Annotated in this window: 16 protein-coding genes, 1 tRNA gene and 1 riboswitch; of the genes, 8 read left to right on the top strand and 9 right to left on the bottom strand. The window is 56.7% G+C overall.

Annotated elements, in window-relative coordinates; translation table 11 throughout:
- Positions 1–55: 55 nt before the first annotated feature.
- Positions 56–796: a YebC/PmpR family DNA-binding transcriptional regulator gene (locus BLT38_RS08270; protein WP_083344737.1), complete on the bottom strand. Its 741-nt coding sequence runs from the start codon at positions 794–796 to the stop codon at positions 56–58.
- A gap of 83 nt (positions 797–879) precedes the next feature.
- Entirely contained in the window at positions 880–1398 is a 519-nt protein-coding gene (locus BLT38_RS08265; protein ID WP_083344736.1) for a VOC family protein, read from the bottom strand.
- A 128-nt stretch (positions 1399–1526) separates the two neighbouring features.
- Here BLT38_RS08265 and BLT38_RS08260 point away from each other — a divergent pair, with 128 nt between their 5' ends.
- A complete protein-coding gene (locus tag BLT38_RS08260) occupies positions 1527–2459 on the top strand; it encodes a hypothetical protein (protein WP_083344735.1) in 933 nt (310 codons plus the stop codon).
- Here BLT38_RS08260 and lysA read toward each other — a convergent pair.
- The 3 genes from lysA to BLT38_RS08245 form a co-directional block, all read right to left on the bottom strand.
- Positions 2456–3724, bottom strand: coding sequence for a diaminopimelate decarboxylase (gene lysA / locus BLT38_RS08255; protein WP_083344734.1), 1269 nt, complete (start codon positions 3722–3724; stop codon positions 2456–2458). The genes BLT38_RS08260 and lysA overlap by 4 nt on opposite strands.
- A 30-nt stretch (positions 3725–3754) precedes the next feature.
- Positions 3755–4060, bottom strand: a complete 306-nt coding sequence (locus tag BLT38_RS08250) for a PspC domain-containing protein (RefSeq protein ID WP_083344733.1) — start codon at positions 4058–4060, stop codon at positions 3755–3757.
- Positions 4061–4171: 111 nt separating this feature from the next.
- The gene (locus BLT38_RS08245) at positions 4172–5374 is read right to left on the bottom strand and encodes a hypothetical protein (protein ID WP_231966827.1); all 1203 of its coding nucleotides are present in this window, start codon (positions 5372–5374) and stop codon (positions 4172–4174) included.
- Between the two features lie 103 nt (positions 5375–5477).
- Here BLT38_RS08245 and BLT38_RS08240 point away from each other — a divergent pair, with 103 nt between their 5' ends.
- On the top strand, positions 5478–5954 hold the full coding sequence (locus tag BLT38_RS08240; protein WP_083344732.1) for a hypothetical protein: 477 nt from the start codon (positions 5478–5480) through the stop codon (positions 5952–5954).
- Here BLT38_RS08240 and BLT38_RS08235 read toward each other — a convergent pair whose 3' ends face one another.
- Entirely contained in the window at positions 5955–6767 is an 813-nt protein-coding gene (locus BLT38_RS08235) for a tetratricopeptide repeat protein (protein WP_083344731.1), read from the bottom strand. It lies immediately after the preceding gene.
- An 80-nt stretch (positions 6768–6847) separates the two neighbouring features.
- Between BLT38_RS08235 and BLT38_RS08230 the strand changes: the two genes are divergently transcribed.
- The 4 genes from BLT38_RS08230 to BLT38_RS08215 all read left to right on the top strand — a co-directional run bounded on the left by BLT38_RS08230 (position 6848) and on the right by BLT38_RS08215 (position 10789).
- Entirely contained in the window at positions 6848–7321 is a 474-nt protein-coding gene (locus BLT38_RS08230; protein ID WP_083346995.1) for an SET domain-containing protein, read from the top strand.
- 43 nt (positions 7322–7364) lie between these two features.
- Complete coding sequence (dnaX, locus tag BLT38_RS08225) at positions 7365–9437, top strand: DNA polymerase III subunit gamma/tau (RefSeq protein ID WP_083344730.1); 2073 nt, start codon at positions 7365–7367, stop codon at positions 9435–9437.
- Positions 9438–9447: 10 nt separating this feature from the next.
- Complete coding sequence (locus tag BLT38_RS08220) at positions 9448–9765, top strand: YbaB/EbfC family nucleoid-associated protein (protein WP_047493075.1); 318 nt, start codon at positions 9448–9450, stop codon at positions 9763–9765.
- A gap of 73 nt (positions 9766–9838) precedes the next feature.
- The gene (locus BLT38_RS08215) at positions 9839–10789 is read left to right on the top strand and encodes a serine hydrolase (protein WP_231966826.1); all 951 of its coding nucleotides are present in this window, start codon (positions 9839–9841) and stop codon (positions 10787–10789) included.
- Between the two features lie 51 nt (positions 10790–10840).
- On the opposite strand, the gene BLT38_RS08210 is transcribed toward BLT38_RS08215, so the two are convergent.
- Both BLT38_RS08210 and metE read right to left on the bottom strand, forming a co-directional pair.
- Positions 10841–10917, bottom strand: a tRNA-Arg gene (locus BLT38_RS08210).
- A 190-nt stretch (positions 10918–11107) separates the two neighbouring features.
- Positions 11108–13384, bottom strand: coding sequence for a 5-methyltetrahydropteroyltriglutamate--homocysteine S-methyltransferase (metE, locus tag BLT38_RS08205; RefSeq protein WP_083344728.1), 2277 nt, complete (start codon positions 13382–13384; stop codon positions 11108–11110).
- A 33-nt stretch (positions 13385–13417) separates the two neighbouring features.
- On the opposite strand from metE, the gene BLT38_RS20480 reads away from it, so the two are divergent.
- Both BLT38_RS20480 and BLT38_RS08200 read left to right on the top strand, forming a co-directional pair.
- Complete coding sequence (locus tag BLT38_RS20480; RefSeq protein ID WP_156785055.1) at positions 13418–13555, top strand: hypothetical protein; 138 nt, start codon at positions 13418–13420, stop codon at positions 13553–13555.
- A riboswitch (cobalamin riboswitch) is annotated at positions 13529–13670 on the bottom strand. Its footprint overlaps the gene before it by 27 nt.
- Positions 13659–14453 (top strand): DUF6454 family protein, encoded by a 795-nt coding sequence (locus tag BLT38_RS08200; RefSeq protein WP_156785054.1) that lies wholly within the window; start codon positions 13659–13661, stop codon positions 14451–14453. Its footprint overlaps the riboswitch before it by 12 nt.
- A gap of 1 nt (position 14454) precedes the next feature.
- On the opposite strand, the gene BLT38_RS08195 is transcribed toward BLT38_RS08200, so the two are convergent.
- Positions 14455–15573: an ATP-binding protein gene (locus tag BLT38_RS08195; protein WP_231966825.1), complete on the bottom strand. Its 1119-nt coding sequence runs from the start codon at positions 15571–15573 to the stop codon at positions 14455–14457.
- Positions 15574–15654 lie beyond the last annotated feature (81 nt).

Here is a 15654-nt window from a genome sequence, read left to right as displayed (position 1 = left end):
ACAAGAGCAAAGCCGCCGGTATGCGGCGGCCGTTTGCCCTCTTTGTTCAGTTGATTTACGCGGTAACCGCGGCTTCATCCATGTCGAAGTTGCTGTAGACGTTCTGCGAATCGTCCAGATCTTCCAGCACTTCCAGCAGACGCAGCATTGCGTTTGCCTGCGAGCCTTCGAGCTTCTGGTAGGTGCTGGGAATCATGGTGACTTCGGCGTGCTCCGGCTTGAAACCAGCCTTTTCGACGGCTTCCTTCACTGCAACGAAGTCCTTGGGCGTGGTGTAAATCTCCCAGTTCTCGCCTTCGTCGTTCAGGTCGTCTGCGCCAGCTTCCAGAACCACTTCCGTCAGCTTTTCTTCGTCGGCGCCAGCCTTGGCGATGACGATGATGCCCTTCTTGGAGAACATGTAGCCAACCGAGCCGGTTTCACCCAGGTTGCCGCCGTTCTTGCTGAAGGCATGACGGATTTCGCTGACAGCACGGTTGCGGTTGTCGGTAAGCACGTCCACGATGACCGCGACGCCGCCGGGGCCATAACCCTCGAAGGTGATTTCTTCGTAGGTGAGGCCTTCAATTTCGCCAGTACCGCGCTGGACAGCACGCTTGATGTTATCGGCCGGCATGTTCTCGGCCTTCGCTGCCAGAATGGCGGTACGGAGACGCGGATTGCCATCGGGATCGCCGCCACCTTGCTTTGCTGCGACCGTGATTTCCTTGATCAGACGGGTGAAGACCTTGCCACGCTTGGCGTCGGCTGCGCCCTTCTTATGCTTGATGGTTGCCCATTTTGAGTGGCCTGACATGGAACAAAACCCTACTCTTTCCTATGATTCAACGCGCTCCGCCAGAAGCGGACGCAACAGGGAAAGTATAGCAAGCCGCAGTGCTAATGCACCTGCACAGGTGTATCCACGGAAGCTTCCTCCGCGGCCTCCAGTATGGGACGCAGGTCAAGCGGACGCGTGATCATGCGGATATTTCCGTTCGCGTCCAATGGCCACTCTTCCTTCGGGCGATCCCAGTAGAGCTCCACGCCGTTGCTATCGGGGTCCGCGAGATAGATGGCTTCGCTGACGCCGTGGTCCGATGCGCCGTGGATGGGGATGCCCGCGTTCAAGAGACGCTGCAGTCCTTTGCCGAGCTCTGCACGCGTTGGATACAGGAGGGCAAGGTGGTACAGGCCCGTTGTGCCAGCGGCGGGAGGTTGCCCACCTTCGCTTTCCCACGTGTTCAGGCCTATGTGATGGTGGTATCCACCTGCAGACACGAACGCAGCGCTATTGCCAAAACGCTGGATGATTTCGAAGCCAAGGACCTCGTGATAGAACCACAGGGCGCGATCCAGGTCCGCCACCTTCAGGTGAACATGGCCAATGCGCACGCCGGAATGTATTGCCTCATTCATATTTCTTTTGATGATTCGATATCGAAATGGATGCGAATAGTGCGTTATGGCGTTATAACGGTGTGCACCTGATTTAGTCAGATTGTTTAGTCACGTACTGCTGCAACACCTTACATGGGGCTTCTGCTTTGAAACGTGTTTCTGTTGCTGTTCTGCTCTTGATCCTTATCGTTGGGGGCGCCTGGTATGCGTACGTGGCCTTCTCCACGGACGACGATACGCCGGACACACCGCTGGCGCAGATCCCACTTACGTTTGACGATCAAATGGCGATGGCGAATCTAGCTTGCGACGGCCATGCCAGCGTCGATGAGAAGAAAGTCATCGCATGCCGTACGTGTCCTCAGGGTTCTGACTTTGTGGGTGCCAGCAGCGGGCCAGACGCGGGATGGAGCAACAGCGGAGTTTTGACCGGCAGTTTCACCGCACCCGGCATGGATGAAGCGTTGATGCGAGCTTCGGGTTGCGAGTCGCACGCAAACAATATGGGCGGCGATTTTCTCTTTCGTAGGGACGGAAGCAAATGGTCTCTGGTCCGTTATGCGAAGTCCGCCATTGCGGATGACAAATGTTTGAAGTCGCTTTGGGGAGAGGGCAGGGATGCCGTGATCTGCCAAAATGGCGACATGCATCAGGGGTTTGCCAGCAGCGGCGTGCAATTAATGACGTTTGATACCACGCCACCGACGACTGTGATTGATACGGACACCTACCGGAAGGTCAACTTTGTCGTAGCAGAAGATGGCAGCGCGAATTGCGGTTTTCCGCTTGGGAATCCTCAGCAGACGATGCAGTTCGACAGGGTCGATCGTGCGTACCTTGTGCCTACCAATACGAACCGGCCGAGCGTGATCGTTAAGGTGACACTGGCACGGGCAAAGCCTGGCAAATCGGGTGTGGCAACCTGTCCTGCGGTGCAACCTGAAAGCTACACGGTGACCTGGAAAAATCTCGGCGACCATTTCGAGGCCGCCGAGGGGTACGTCGGATTGGCTGCGCGTGCCCAGGATCCTTGTTGCGATCTGATGGTGGCATCGCGCGTGGAACCGATCCACTACTAGAAGATTTCCGGAGCGAAGAGTTCGTCGTACGTTTCGCGGCGACGGATCAACCGCGCCTTTCCATCTTCGATGAGAACCTCGGCAGGACGGACCCGCGTGTTGTAGTTGGAACTGAGCGAGAGACCGTAAGCTCCTGCATCGAGAATGGCGATGAGATCGCCCTGTTCCGTTTGCTGCAAAGCGCGCGAGCGAGCAAAGAAGTCGCCGCTTTCGCAGACCGGACCAACGATGTCCGCTTCTTCTGTAGCAACTGCTTCATCGCGAACCACCGGCACAATCTCATGGTGTGCTTGATAGAGCGCGGGACGGATCAGGTCATTCATCGCGGCATCGACGATGGTGAATTTCTTATCGCCGTTGGCCTTGCGATACAGAACACGCGTCACCAGTGCCCCCGCCTGTCCGACGAGGAAACGACCAGGCTCCAGCAATAAGTGAACGTCCATGTCGCCGAGTGCGGACTGCAGAGCCGCAGCATACTTCTGCACCTGTTGGGCTGCGTCGAAACTCTTGTCGCCGTACTCAATGCCAAGGCCGCCACCCGCATCGACATTGCGGATATTGTGGCCATCGGCTCGAAGTTCACGCACAAGGTTCAGCGTCTTCTCAAGCGCTTCAGCAAAGGGCTCCACCTGGCGAATCTGCGAGCCGATATGAACGCTGACGCCTGTGGTTTCAATAGAAGGGAACTGTGCCGCACGAGCATAAACAGCACGCGCCAGTTGAATGCCAATGCCGAATTTGTGGGCGCTGAGGCCGGTAGAGATGTAGGGATGCGTTTCGGCGGAAACATCGGGATTCACACGCAGAGCGATGCGTGCTTTTTTGCCGAGCGCTGCAGCACGCGAAGCCAGCAGTTCCAGTTCCGGTTCGCTTTCAACGTTGAACTGCAGAATGTCCGCGGCGAGTGCAGCATCCATCTCTCCAGCGATCTTGCCCACGCCAGAAAACACGACGCGTGATGCAACTTCCGGTCCGCCCGCCTTGAGAACGCGCGCGAGTTCGCCACCGCTGACAATGTCAAAGCCGCAGCCCTGTGCTGCAAGCATCTTCAAAATGGCAAGTGAGGAATTTGCCTTCACGGCATAGCAAACAGTGTGCGGCGTACCGGCGAAGGCGTTCTGAAACAGCCCTGCACGTTCGGATATCTGTTTTGCGGAGTAAACATACAACGGCGTGCCAAAACTATCCGCCAGCCCAGCTATATCAACACCATCACACACGAGCCTCTGCTCGTCGTACTGAAACGGTCTACCCTGATCCATATCTTCTAGGGTAGACCGTTTTCGAGACTCTTACGAGGCAGTAGGCGGTTCCGTTGGGGGTACCGGCGGGTACTGCTGCTGGTACTGCGGCGGATAATTCGCGGGTGGCGGCGGAGGCGGATACTGGCCGGGATTCGGATAGCTCATGCCAAGCGGCTCTTCGGGAATAACGATCCAGCACACGACATACGCCAAAATGCCGCTACCACCGAAGATCACCAGCAACACCAAGATCAGTCGAACCGTGGTGGGATCCCAGCCATAGGAGCGAGCAAATGCAGCACAGACACCAGCAACCTTGCGGTCATAACGAGGACGAATCAAAGGACCGTACATGACGAAAACCCTCCCTTATGCGGCGTGTGGCTATTCTGCCACTAAGTAAGCCGTTGGGGAAGATTACGCAACAGATAGGCCACTGGTTCCGTAACGTTTGTGCGCGCAACGCTAATTGCCGCTATACGGCGACCTCATGTATTTGCGCGCCGCATCTGCCTGCGTTTGATCGCCTCCCGGAGCGGCAGCTTTCTCATATTGGGCTAAGGCTTCGTCGCGGCGCCCAAGCTTATCCAGCATCATGCCTGCGTTCAGGTTGGCGCGTTTACGCATCCAGTCACTGCAATTGGGTTGGTTGGCAGCGTTGAGATAGCTGGTGGCTGCGTCCTGCACCTGGCCCTGTCCACGCTGTGTTTCCGCGAGGCCGAACCAAGCAAGTTGCAGTCTTGGCTCCATGAAATAGCCGGGCTTTTCCGCGTCGGCAAGGACGGTTTTGTAGATAGCGATGGCTTGTGGGCCGTGACCAGCGTCCTTCATCAGGTTGGCCTCTTCAAGGCGGAAGAGGAAGTCGTGCGGATACTTCTGCGCCAACTTTTGCGATACGGCGTAGGCCTCGTTGTAACGCTGATCGTGACGCAAAAAGAGCGACAAGGCGGTTTGGGACTCCACACTGGTGACTGTGCCGTGCGCGGCAGATTCCCGCAGCAGGTTGAGTCCATCTTCCTTGTTGCCGCCTATGCCCGCAATGCCCACCAGAATACGCACAAAGCGTGGCAGGCTGGCGACGGCGAACTTCTGAATGCCGACGGCCATCTTGGCATCGGCGTAGTTTGGATCGAGCTTTAAGACTTGCTCACTGTCATTCCGCGAGGAAAGTCCCTGGCGCGCCGCGCCGGTAAAGCTGTGGTCGGCAAGCGTCATCCATGCGGCATGCATGCCTTTGGCATAACCACGCGCAAAATAGGCGTCTTTGTCGTTGGGATTCGCTTTAATGCGTGCATCGGCAAGACTGATGGCCCGATCCGTCAGGTCATCAATGTGTTTGCGCATGCTCTCCGGGATGTCCGATTTATGACCGGAACTGAGAAAGTGCTCGCGCGCATAATAGGTGGTGTCCAGCAGGTCCTGTCGGTAGAGTTCACGGAAAATTGTGTCCATCAGGATGTAGCCCACGACCATTGGGTCTTGCGGGTGTTCGCGCTGAACGGCCTCGAAGCGCTGCATCGCGCCGTCGTAATCCAGGATGTAGAAGTGCTGAAATCCCTCACGTACAGTGGGGTCGTTATTCAGGGGATATGTGTCTTGCGCGGTTGCGGTGCCAAGCAGCACGAGTGAGCCCAATGCCGTAGTCAGAAGTTTCTTTTGAATCGTCACAAAAGGGTAGACGCAGATGCGGTGCTTACGGCTGTGTCTGGTCTTTGATTGACGAGGCTCTTGCGACGGCATATTTTTATTCGCACCTTGGGAGATATTCGAAATGACACGCGGCGAACTTCTCCATCTACTGATCGGGCAGGGACGAACCCGGGGGTTCGAGTTTCGCCGGTGGTTTGTGCAGAATACCGGAGAGACGTGGAGTAGCTATGCCGAAGCTCTGCAATGGCTCGCAAAAGGCAAACGCGCGCAGATGCTTTTGTTCTCCCATGAGTTCGCGAAAAGCTTCTTCCAGAGCGGCGAGCGTATCCAATACGTTGTGGAGCCGCAAACCTTTGAACGTGTCACTGCGAACGGACAAAGTCTCACGGTGAATCGCAAGGCGCATCTGCGCCATTCCAGCAGGGAAGATGTATGGCGGTTTCATCTGCGCGAGATGGCGGTACGAGCAGAGCCATTACACTACATCCGCCGATTTCTGATTACGGAAGAGACGATGGCAGCCGTGTCGAGACCGACCGTTCAGGTCGTTGATGAAGACGATTACGACAACGAAAATCTTGTTCGCGAGACCGCTTAGCTACTTAGCAGCAATACCCAGTGACGTCAGAGCACGGCGCGAGGCCTTGTCGTGGTCGCCACCTGGATCCAGCTTTAGGCACTCCTGGTAATTGGCCACGGCTTCATCGCGATGTTTCAGCTTTGAGGCTGCTTCTGCCAGGTAGAAGCGTGCGTCCGGATCTTCGGGATCATAGCCGACAGCATCTTTAAACCGCAGATACGCGCCTTGCACGTTTCCCGTGTCCATGTAGTATTTGCCGACCTTGATGTCGTCGGGAACGCGCGTCTTGTCCAGCTTCTCGCGGATGACCTCGCTGCTGTCCTTGGCGCCGTAGTTCTTCAGCGGAGCGGCCTTCACTGGCGCGTTGGGCGCTTCGGTGGTCGGTGCTACGTCGCTGTCGTCGTCAGCCGAACTGGAACTGCTGCTGGAACCACTGGAGCCGGAACTCGAACTGGAACCTGCTGCATCATCCCCGCTACGCGGAATGTGCATTGGCTTCTGCGATTCGGCAGGCGGGTCAGGAACCGGTTCGGTAGGCATCTGCGGCAGCCCGTTCGAATTTGCGGCTGGAGCGGGAGGCGCTGAAGGCGTTCCTTCTGCATCGCCACCGTGCTTCGAATCATCTGTCGGGAACGGAAATTGGTCGTGCATCGACTGAGGCTGGCTGGACGAGCCGGATGTGTCCGACGAAGACTGCGCGTTGTTGCAGGCGGTGTCCTTTGGCTTGCACTTCTTCGCAGGCTTCGAGTCCTGCTGCGCAACGGCCAGGCCGCAGCACAGCACGGCGGCGGCAAGAGGAAGAAAACGATGAATGGACGCACGGCGAAACATGATCTGTCATCAGCTTAGACGCAGGCAGTGCGGAAGTGCACCTGTATCCTCACCGGCAATTGCCGTATACTCGCGCAACGATGCTCCCACGGTTGATTCTTCGTTCCTCGCCGGTTCACGGCTGCGGCTGTTACACCCTTGACCCCATTCGCAACGGCGCGCGCGTGGCGGAATACGACGGCCCCCGCATGACCAAAGCCGATGCGGATGAACGTTATGCAGACCGTGATATCACCTATCTGTTCGGCGTGCAGGATCGCGATACCGTGATTGACGGCTTCGGTACGGCCATGTTTATCAACCACTGCTGCGAGCCGAACTGCCAGACAGAAGAAGATGAAGAGGGACACGTCTACATCCTGGCGCTGCGGAACATTGCCGCCGGTGAGGAATTGACCTACGAGTACCACCTCTACGATTCCGACGAGGACGATCAGCCCTGCTACTGCAGCACGGATGCCTGCCGGGGAACCATGTTCAGCGAGGCGGAAGTGCGGCGGCGGAAGAAGTTGGGACTGCCCATGACCCTGAAGAAGCCGGCGCGCCGCAGGTAGCGGCCGGTTCTCCCACAGCGCAGGACGGTACACTAACCCTGATATGCCGTATCAGGTTCTTGCCCGCAAATATCGACCGCAACGCTTCGCTGATGTCGCGGGGCAAGACCACGTCACCCGAACACTGCAGAACGCCCTGGAACAGGGCCGCATTGCGCATGGCTACATCTTCAGCGGACACCGCGGCATTGGTAAGACGACCATCGCGCGCATCCTTGCGTGTGCGCTGAACTGCCACAACACAATTGGTTCGCCTGAGCGCCCCACGCCGGAGCCTTGCCTGAAATGCGATGCCTGCCTGGAGATCCGTGCGGGTAATGCGGTTGACGTCATTGAGATTGACGCCGCCACCAACCGTGGCATTGATGAGATCCGTGAACTGCGCGATGCCGCGCGTTATCGGCCCGCGCGCGATCGCTTCAAGATTTACATCCTTGACGAAGCTCATCAGATCACGGATGCCGCTTTCAATGCGCTGCTGAAGACGCTGGAGGAGCCACCAGACCACATCGTCTTCATGATGGCGACCACGGAACCGGAGAACATACCGCAGACCATCCGGTCGCGTTGCCAGCACTTCAGCTTTCATGCCGTAAAGCTGGACGACATCCTGGGTGAATTGCGCGGTATTGCCGCGCATGAAGGCGTTGCTGCGGATGAAGCTGCACTGTCTCTGTTGGCTGAAGCTGGCGATGGCTCCATGCGCGATGCGCTGTCCATCATGGATCAGGCGATTGCCTCGGCTCCCGTCATCGACGGCAAGGCGCAACTGAGTGCCGCTGAAATCCGCGAACTTATGGGTACCGTGCCGAACACGGTGTTTGAAGAGATTCTGGAATTCGTTGCGCGCAACGATGCTGCTACGGTTCTCACCACCGCTGGACGCCTTCTGGATGCAGGCAATTCACCTTCGCAGATTGCACGGCAGTTCGTGCGGTATCTCCGCAATTGCGTCGTCGCAAAGATCGCGTCGCTGACCGAAGACGAAAATTCCAGCGACCTGCTGCAGATCAGCCCGGATGAGCGTCGGCGTGCGGTACGTACCGCGTTGTTGTTCACCGAAGAAGAGCTAACGCGTTTCCTCAATGTGATGCTGCGGACGTTTGATGACCTCGGCTTCCGACAGGAGCAGCGACTGCACCTGGAGATGGGACTGATCAAGCTGGTACACCTGCAGCGTCTGGTGCCAGTAGAGGAGTTCCTCGCGCAGCTCCCGAAGACATCGGGGAATTCCACGCCGCGTGTTCTGCCGCCACAACGCGCGGCCATTCCTGCTGCTCCAGCGCCCGCTCCACGACCTCCAGCAAACACACCTTCGCGCTTCAGTGGAGCGCCTGAACCTGCTGCACCGCGCACGCAGGCCGCCCCAGCACCTTCCATTTCGACATCGCCCTTCGCTTCCAACACGGCGGAGTCAGCGGCGCGCCCCGTGGCCAGCGTTATCTCGCAACCGCAGACGGAAGGGAGCCTGGCTCTGGCTCCAGAGCCGGTAAAAGAGCCGTCGAATGTTTCGCCGTTGGCTCAGCCCGGCGTCATCACCATGCCGGAGCCAAGCACAGGGCTGAACGCCCATGTGGCGCCGTCGCCCATTGTTTTGGAAGAACCTGTCGCCATTGCGCTACAGGCCGATGAAAACTACGACCCCTCGTGGGAGAACATTGTTTCCCCTGACGAGGATCCGGAGGCAACGGAGCCTGCATCACAACCCGTGGCCACCAGTGCTGCTGCTTCCGGAACAGCGGAATTGCAGGCAGCTGCAGTCGAGGCTCTTTTCGCCACGAAGAAGAACAACTCCGCGGCGGAGCAGTTGGAAGAGAGCCACTGGACCATCGCCGACGGTGAAGTAAAGATCGAAGTTTCACTTTCAAAGCCGATGATTGGCACGATCTTCCGTGCGGATGTGGAAGCGATCATCAAGGCAGCACTTCGCGAAAAAGGTTTGGTCGGCGTAAAGATCAGCGTCGTTCCCGCAGCAGTCGACAACAAACCAAAGGAGCCAAAGAAGCCTCGCTCAGGTTCCGTGCAGGCAAAGGCTTTGGATCACCCCACAGTGCAGAAGGCACAGAAGCTGTTCAACGCGGAGATCAGCACAGTGTTCGATCTCCGAAAGGATTAGGAGTCTTCCAATGGATTTCGGCAAACTGCAGGAGATGATGGGCCAGGCGCAGCACATGCAGGCCCAGATGGAAGAAAAGCTTGCCACCACCACCGCTGAGGCTACCTCCGGCGGCGGGTTGGTAACGGCCCGTGTAAACGGTCGCAAGGAATTGCTGCGGCTCAAGCTGGACCCGAATGTGTTGACCGCTGCTTCCGGTGACATTGAAATGCTGGAAGACCTGATCACCGCAGCAATCAACGAAGCCGGTCGCAAGGCAGACGCTCAGATGCAGTCGGAGACACAGGGCATGCTGGGTGGCATGGATTTAGGCAAGCTGCTCGGATAGCATTGCGGACATGTTCCCCCGCATATTTCATCGAACCATTCGAACTTTTCTTTATGCCGCGAGCTTGTCCTTGTTGGCGTGCAGTTCCGCGGCTATTGCACAGCCACAAGATGCAACGACCGCCGCGGTACAGCAGATCATCGCGCAGCACCATGGCAAAGTAGCCGTCTACGCCCACCAACTCAACACAGACAAGACGATTGCCATTGATGCGGAGCAACCCGTGCAGACGGCGAGCACCATCAAGCTAGCTATGCTGTGGACGGCTATGCGTGAGATTGGCCTGGGACACGCTGCGTGGAACGAGAAGTTGACTCTACAACCGGGCGAGGGTGTGGCTGGCTCTGGCGTGTTGCATTTCTTCGACACGCCGTTGACCGTCACGCTGAAGGATGTGGCCACGATGATGGTTATCGTCAGCGACAACACCGCTACCAACATGATGATTGACCGCTTCACCACGAAGAAGGTTGATGACAACATGACGGCGCTTGGTCTGGATCGGACGTGGCTATACAAGAAGGTTTCAAAACCAGCCGTCGGGCCAATGCCAGCAGATCAAAAGAAGTTTGGTCTGGGAAAGACAACAGCACGACAGATCAGCACGGTGATGGAGAAGATTGGCCGCTGCGATCTCAACATCGCAGGCCAGCCTGCGGTCGATCCTGCAAAGGCGCAGGTGGCCTGCAAGGCAGCTATTGAGATGCTTCGCAATCAGTTTTATCGCGATACCATTCCGCGTTATCTGGAGACTCTGGATAACACGGAAGCGGGAAGTGGCATTGCGAGTAAGACCGGCTCGTTGGATGCGACGCGTTCCGATGTAGCGATCATCGCAGCAAAGTCTGGCCCCATCGTTCTTGCGGTCTACACGTACGAGAACTCCGACAAAGGCTGGAGTGTCGACAACGAAGGCGAAGTCACTGTGGCAAAGATTGCAAAGGCGATTGTGACAGCATGGTCGCCACAGGGAATCGACGGGAAGGCGCTCGTTCCGGACCTTGGCTTACCCCAGGCGAAATAACTGATAGCAAAGTAGAAAGGCCACTCCAAAGAGTGGCCTTTCTAAAAGGTATGGTGCACTCGGAAGGATTCGAACCTCCGACCTATTGGTTCGTAGCCAATTGCTCTATCCAGCTGAGCTACGAGTGCACACGCGCCGAAGCACTTATTCAAGATAACAAGATACGGGGAATGTTGCAACCCTTGGGCAGTCTCAGATGTGGATTACGTAATCTTTGGCGAATCACGGAAGCCAGATACGAAACACTGAAATAACCTAACCCAACACGACGCTGAGTTCGAGGCGGCGGACCATGATGATCCGCCGCCTCCGTTGAAGTTACTCAGTGAAATGGATGCGTGCCTGAACTGCGGCTTGGCACATGTTTTTGAGAGCTTCGACCGTTTCTGGCCATCCGCGTGTCTTCAGACCACAGTCTGGATTAACCCAAACTTGTCCTGGCTTGAGCACGTTGATCGCAAGACCAAGTAGCTCTCCCATCTCCTCAGCGGAGGGAACTCGGGGCGAGTGAATGTCATAAACGCCCGGTCCAATTTCGTTGGGATAGCCATGCGCTTGGAAAGCATCCAGCAGCTCCATACGCGAACGTGCAGACTCCATCGAAATGACGTCCGCATCGAGTGCAGCAATAGAAGGCAGTACGTCTTCAAACTCGCAGTAGCACATGTGCGTATGAATCTGCGTCTCGTCTTCGACACCGCTTGTGGAGAGCCGGAACGCTTTGACTGCCCAGTCCAGATAGGTTTCCCAATCGGCATGACGCAGCGGCAAACCTTCTCGCAGTGCAGGCTCATCCACCTGGATAATGCGAATGCCCGCTGCTTCCAGATCATTAACCTCGGAACGCAGCGCAAGCGCAATCTGCCATGCTGTTTGTTGCCGTGGGATATCGTTGCGCACAAACGACCACTGCAGAATGGTGATGGGGCCGGTGAGCATGCCCTTCATCGGGCGTGACGTGAGGGAGCGTGCATAGTTTGACCACTTCACAGTCATTGGTTGTGGTCGCGATACATCACCGAAGATGATGGGCGGCTTCACACAACGCGATCCGTAGCTCTGGACCCAGCCGTATTCCGTGAAGACGAAGCCTTCCAGAAACTCAGCGAAGTATTCGACCATGTCATTGCGTTCAAACTCGCCGTGAACAAGTACATCGAGGCCGATCTCTTCCTGCTGACGAATGCAGTGTTCGGTGGCTTCGCGCAGGAATGCCTCATAGGCTTCTGCGCTTTCGTGTCCGTGTTTGAATGCCGCACGATGCTTACGCACTTCAGCCGTCTGCGGGAATGAGCCGATGGTTGTGGTGGGGAAAAGCGGCAAGCCAAGCTCTGCGCGTTGTTTGTCGGTGCGTTCACTGTAAGGCGATTTACGTGCGAAGTCTGATTCCAATAGCGATGCAAGCTTCGAACGTACTTCCTGATTCGTAGAGGATTCCGCAGTCGCGCGATCTGCAATCGCAGCTAAATTTGCGGTGAAAGCGGCTGCTTCAGAAGAAGCAAGCGCAGCGATTTCTGCGAGTTTCTCCTCTGCGAAACGCAGCCAGCTTTTAACGCGCGTAGGTAGCTTCGTTTCGCTACGTAGATCATGCGGTACGTGTAGCAGTGAGCACGACGGTGCAACGATGACGCGCTCTGCTCCTAACGCCGCAACAGCCTTTGTGATGAACTCCTGGGCAGCGGCAAAATCCGTAAGCCAGATGTTGCGCCCTTCCACCACGCCGAGGCTTAACACCTGCTCTGGGGTAAGCGCAGCAAGAACTTCGTTCAATTGCCGCGGTGTGCGAACAAGGTCAATATGGATGCCTGCGGTTTGCGCCTCAACCGCGAGCGAGAGGTTGCTCCCGAGACGATCGAAGTATGTGGTCAACATCAGCTTGACCGGCGTCTTTGTCAGCTCTGCGTACGCATGACGGAAGAACTCCGCTGCACCTTCAGGCAAGTCTGTGGCAAGGATTGGCTCATCGATCTGCACCCACTCGATATTCTGTTCGGCCAGCGTGTGAAGCACAGCTTGGTAAGCAGACACGAGCTTATCCGTGAGCATGAAAGGATCAAAGCCATCCACCCCCTTGCCAAGTAACAGCAAAGTAAGCGGTCCAATGAGAACGGGACGAGGTTCAATGCCGAGTGCACGAGCCTCTGCAATCTCATTCAGAAGTTTCGTCGTATCGACAGTGAAGGGAAGCCACGCACTCCATTCCGGGACCAGGTAGTGATAGTTCGTATCGAACCACTTGGTCATCTCCATGGCGGTTTGTTCTTTGCTGTTGCGCGCCATGCTGAAGTAGCGTTCCAGCGTGATTTTGCCACTGCCAAAACGTTCCGGTGTGGCGCCGATCAGAACCAGCGTGTCCAGCACCTGGTCATAGAGCGAGAAGTCATTCGTGGGAATGAAATCAATGCCTGCGGACTTCTGCAATTTCCAGTGTTCTGCACGAAGGGAAGCGGCGGTTTCCAGAAGTTCGGCTTCGGTGCGCTTACCCGTCCAGAATCCTTCCAGAGCAAACTTCAATTCGCGCTGCCGGCCCATGCGCGGGAAGCCGAGGTTTGCTGTCTTCAGCTTGGAAAGTGGTGTTAGTGCCTGTGTTGCCATCTTGGTTCTCTCCTAATTACGAGGGAACCACCCATGCGCAGGCGTGCAACAACGCGCGTAAACGCACGGAAGCAGGCATTGGTCACCGTTCCAATCCACGAGAGCGGTAGCCTCAAGCGCACCCACGGTCAGCGCTTTAACGCTTCCATGGTGGTGGCGGCAGGCCGGTAGTCGGACTTTGGGAAATCGTTTCCCATCACCGTTGCGGGACAGCGCCGGATTCACACCAGCTTCCCCGTTTAACAAGCTGTCCGAAGACAGCCTGACCTGCACAATGACAGTTTACCGAATCACTTATGCTGATCGCATGATGTTGCGAGTAATGGTGATGGTTCTCGGCTTGTCGCTTCCAGCAGCCGCGCAGGTTCAGGGTATTGAGCATGCACGTATGGCAGACGTGCAAACGCTACAAGGCACGGTGTTTCACGTGCAGGGCATTGACCTGGATAAGGAACACATCTGGATTACATCCGTGGATTCCAGCGCGCGCAAAGGCTATCTTCATCAGTTCAACCGGAAGACTGGCGCGTTTGAGCGGCAGGTGGACGTGAGCGATGGCGAGCGCTATCACCCCGGTGGTTTCTCCATCAGCGGTAATTCCATCTGGGTTCCAGTTGCGGAGTACAAGCCCAACAGCAGCGCAACACTGCTGGAACTGGATAAGAAGACGCTGAAGGTCAAACGAAGGATTTCCGTTGCGGATCACGTCGGTTGTGTTGCGGTCACAAAAGACTCGCTCATTGCGGGCAACTGGAGCAGCCGCAAGCTCTATGTCATCGGCATGGATGGCAAGGTGATTCGCGTGATCGATACGCCATCGCAGAACCAGTATCAGGACATCAAGTTTCTCAACGGGATGTTGGTGGGTGGCGGCAATTTGACGAAGACCACGGGCGCAGTGGATTGGTACGAATGGCCGTCGCTGAAGCCGGTGCGTTCGCTTGCATCAGGAACGACGGATCGTGGCCGTCTTTATAGCGCGGAAGGCATGACAGTCAAAGGAAATGACCTGTATCTGCTACCGGAGGATGGACCAACTCGTGTGTTTCACTTTGTCATCGACAAGTAGCTTATCGGCGGCCGCTGGACATGCCTTCTGCGAAAGCGTCCAGCGACAGTGACCGCAGCAGATTCCGACGCATACCGCTGATGACTTGGTCCATGCCACGCAATGCGTTCTCGAGCCATTCAAAGGTGACGGAATCAGCAAGCGTGTCGAGATCGCGACGCATATCCACGTTACGGATGCGATCTGGCACACCGCTGCGCAGCAACAACAGATCCTCCAGCAGTCCCGCCAATGCAGCCAGCATGGCTTGCGTTTTCTGTTGTCCGTCTGCACCGGCGCGATAGGTCTCGGTTGTCTTGAACAGGTCAGTGTGTTCTGCATCAAGAACAGCAGAGCGCAGCAGTACCATCGCATCCGCGCGCGCTGTCAGATAACCTTCAAGATCAAAGCTGAGTGCCTTGCCCGCTGCCCCCTGTGCCAGCCGTGCAATTAGGTTGCGTTGTGCAGGCTTCACTTCAGGCTTTTGCGTCGCGAGCAGTTCTTCAATCTCTACAGCAGACAAGGCTCCGAGGCGAACCGGCGCGCAACGACTGCGAATGGTGGGCAGAAGTTCACCGGGATGCTCGGCCATCAGGATGATATGCGCGTAGGCCGGCGGCTCTTCAAGCACCTTCAGAAGGCTGTTTGCCGCTTCTTTCATGAAAGCCGCAGATGGGAAGAGATAAACGCGATGTTTCGTTTCGCCGGGCAGACTGTAGATGCTGTGGATGAGCGAGCGGACTTGCCCGAGCTTTACCAGAAGCTGTGGCGGATCGGGTGGAAGAATCAGCACGTCCGGATGTGTCTGAATCAGGACGCGTGTCTCTTTCTTGTCCGTCTCACGCATCTCTTCACGCGCGGCAACGGCAGCATCCACCAGCGCTGGAAGGTCCATTGCCTCTGCAATCCGTGTGCAGTGGCGGCAATGTCCGCAGAAGTCAGCAAGGTCACCATCTGCATGCGCTTCGCGCGGCTGATTCTCACAAAGCAGCGACATCGTTAGCAGGAGTGAAAGAGTGTACTTACCGCTGCCTGCAGGGCCGCTTAACAGGATGGAGGACGGCAGCCGTCCTGACGCAATGGCGCGGCGAAGATGCACTACCGTAGCGGTGTTGCCCACGAAATCGGAAAAGCGGAACATCTCTTCCAGCATACCGGCGTCACGAAAAATTCGTTAGACGGAAGCACTTTGAGCTTCTCGTTTGCGTAATGCCCAACATTC

The organism is Terriglobus roseus, from assembly GCF_900102185.1.
Lineage (GTDB): Bacteria > Acidobacteriota > Terriglobia > Terriglobales > Acidobacteriaceae > Terriglobus > Terriglobus roseus_A.
Note: the sequence above shows the minus strand (reverse complement) of the source record. Positions and strands in the feature narration are given on the sequence as shown.

Coding starts and splice junctions, on each gene's coding strand:
- BLT38_RS08230 (WP_083346995.1), top strand. CDS start 6,848: ATGCTCCCACGGTTGATTCTTCGTTCCTCGCCGGTTCACGGCTGCGGC.
- BLT38_RS08240 (WP_083344732.1), top strand. CDS start 5,478: ATGACACGCGGCGAACTTCTCCATCTACTGATCGGGCAGGGACGAACC.
- BLT38_RS08250 (WP_083344733.1), bottom strand. CDS start 4,060: ATGTACGGTCCTTTGATTCGTCCTCGTTATGACCGCAAGGTTGCTGGT.
- BLT38_RS20480 (WP_156785055.1), top strand. CDS start 13,418: ATGCGCAGGCGTGCAACAACGCGCGTAAACGCACGGAAGCAGGCATTG.
- dnaX (WP_083344730.1), top strand. CDS start 7,365: ATGCCGTATCAGGTTCTTGCCCGCAAATATCGACCGCAACGCTTCGCT.
- BLT38_RS08200 (WP_156785054.1), top strand. CDS start 13,659: ATGACAGTTTACCGAATCACTTATGCTGATCGCATGATGTTGCGAGTA.
- BLT38_RS08265 (WP_083344736.1), bottom strand. CDS start 1,398: ATGAATGAGGCAATACATTCCGGCGTGCGCATTGGCCATGTTCACCTG.
- BLT38_RS08195 (WP_231966825.1), bottom strand. CDS start 15,573: ATGTTCCGCTTTTCCGATTTCGTGGGCAACACCGCTACGGTAGTGCAT.
- metE (WP_083344728.1), bottom strand. CDS start 13,384: ATGGCAACACAGGCACTAACACCACTTTCCAAGCTGAAGACAGCAAAC.
- BLT38_RS08235 (WP_083344731.1), bottom strand. CDS start 6,767: ATGTTTCGCCGTGCGTCCATTCATCGTTTTCTTCCTCTTGCCGCCGCC.
- BLT38_RS08270 (WP_083344737.1), bottom strand. CDS start 796: ATGTCAGGCCACTCAAAATGGGCAACCATCAAGCATAAGAAGGGCGCA.
- BLT38_RS08220 (WP_047493075.1), top strand. CDS start 9,448: ATGGATTTCGGCAAACTGCAGGAGATGATGGGCCAGGCGCAGCACATG.
- lysA (WP_083344734.1), bottom strand. CDS start 3,724: ATGGATCAGGGTAGACCGTTTCAGTACGACGAGCAGAGGCTCGTGTGT.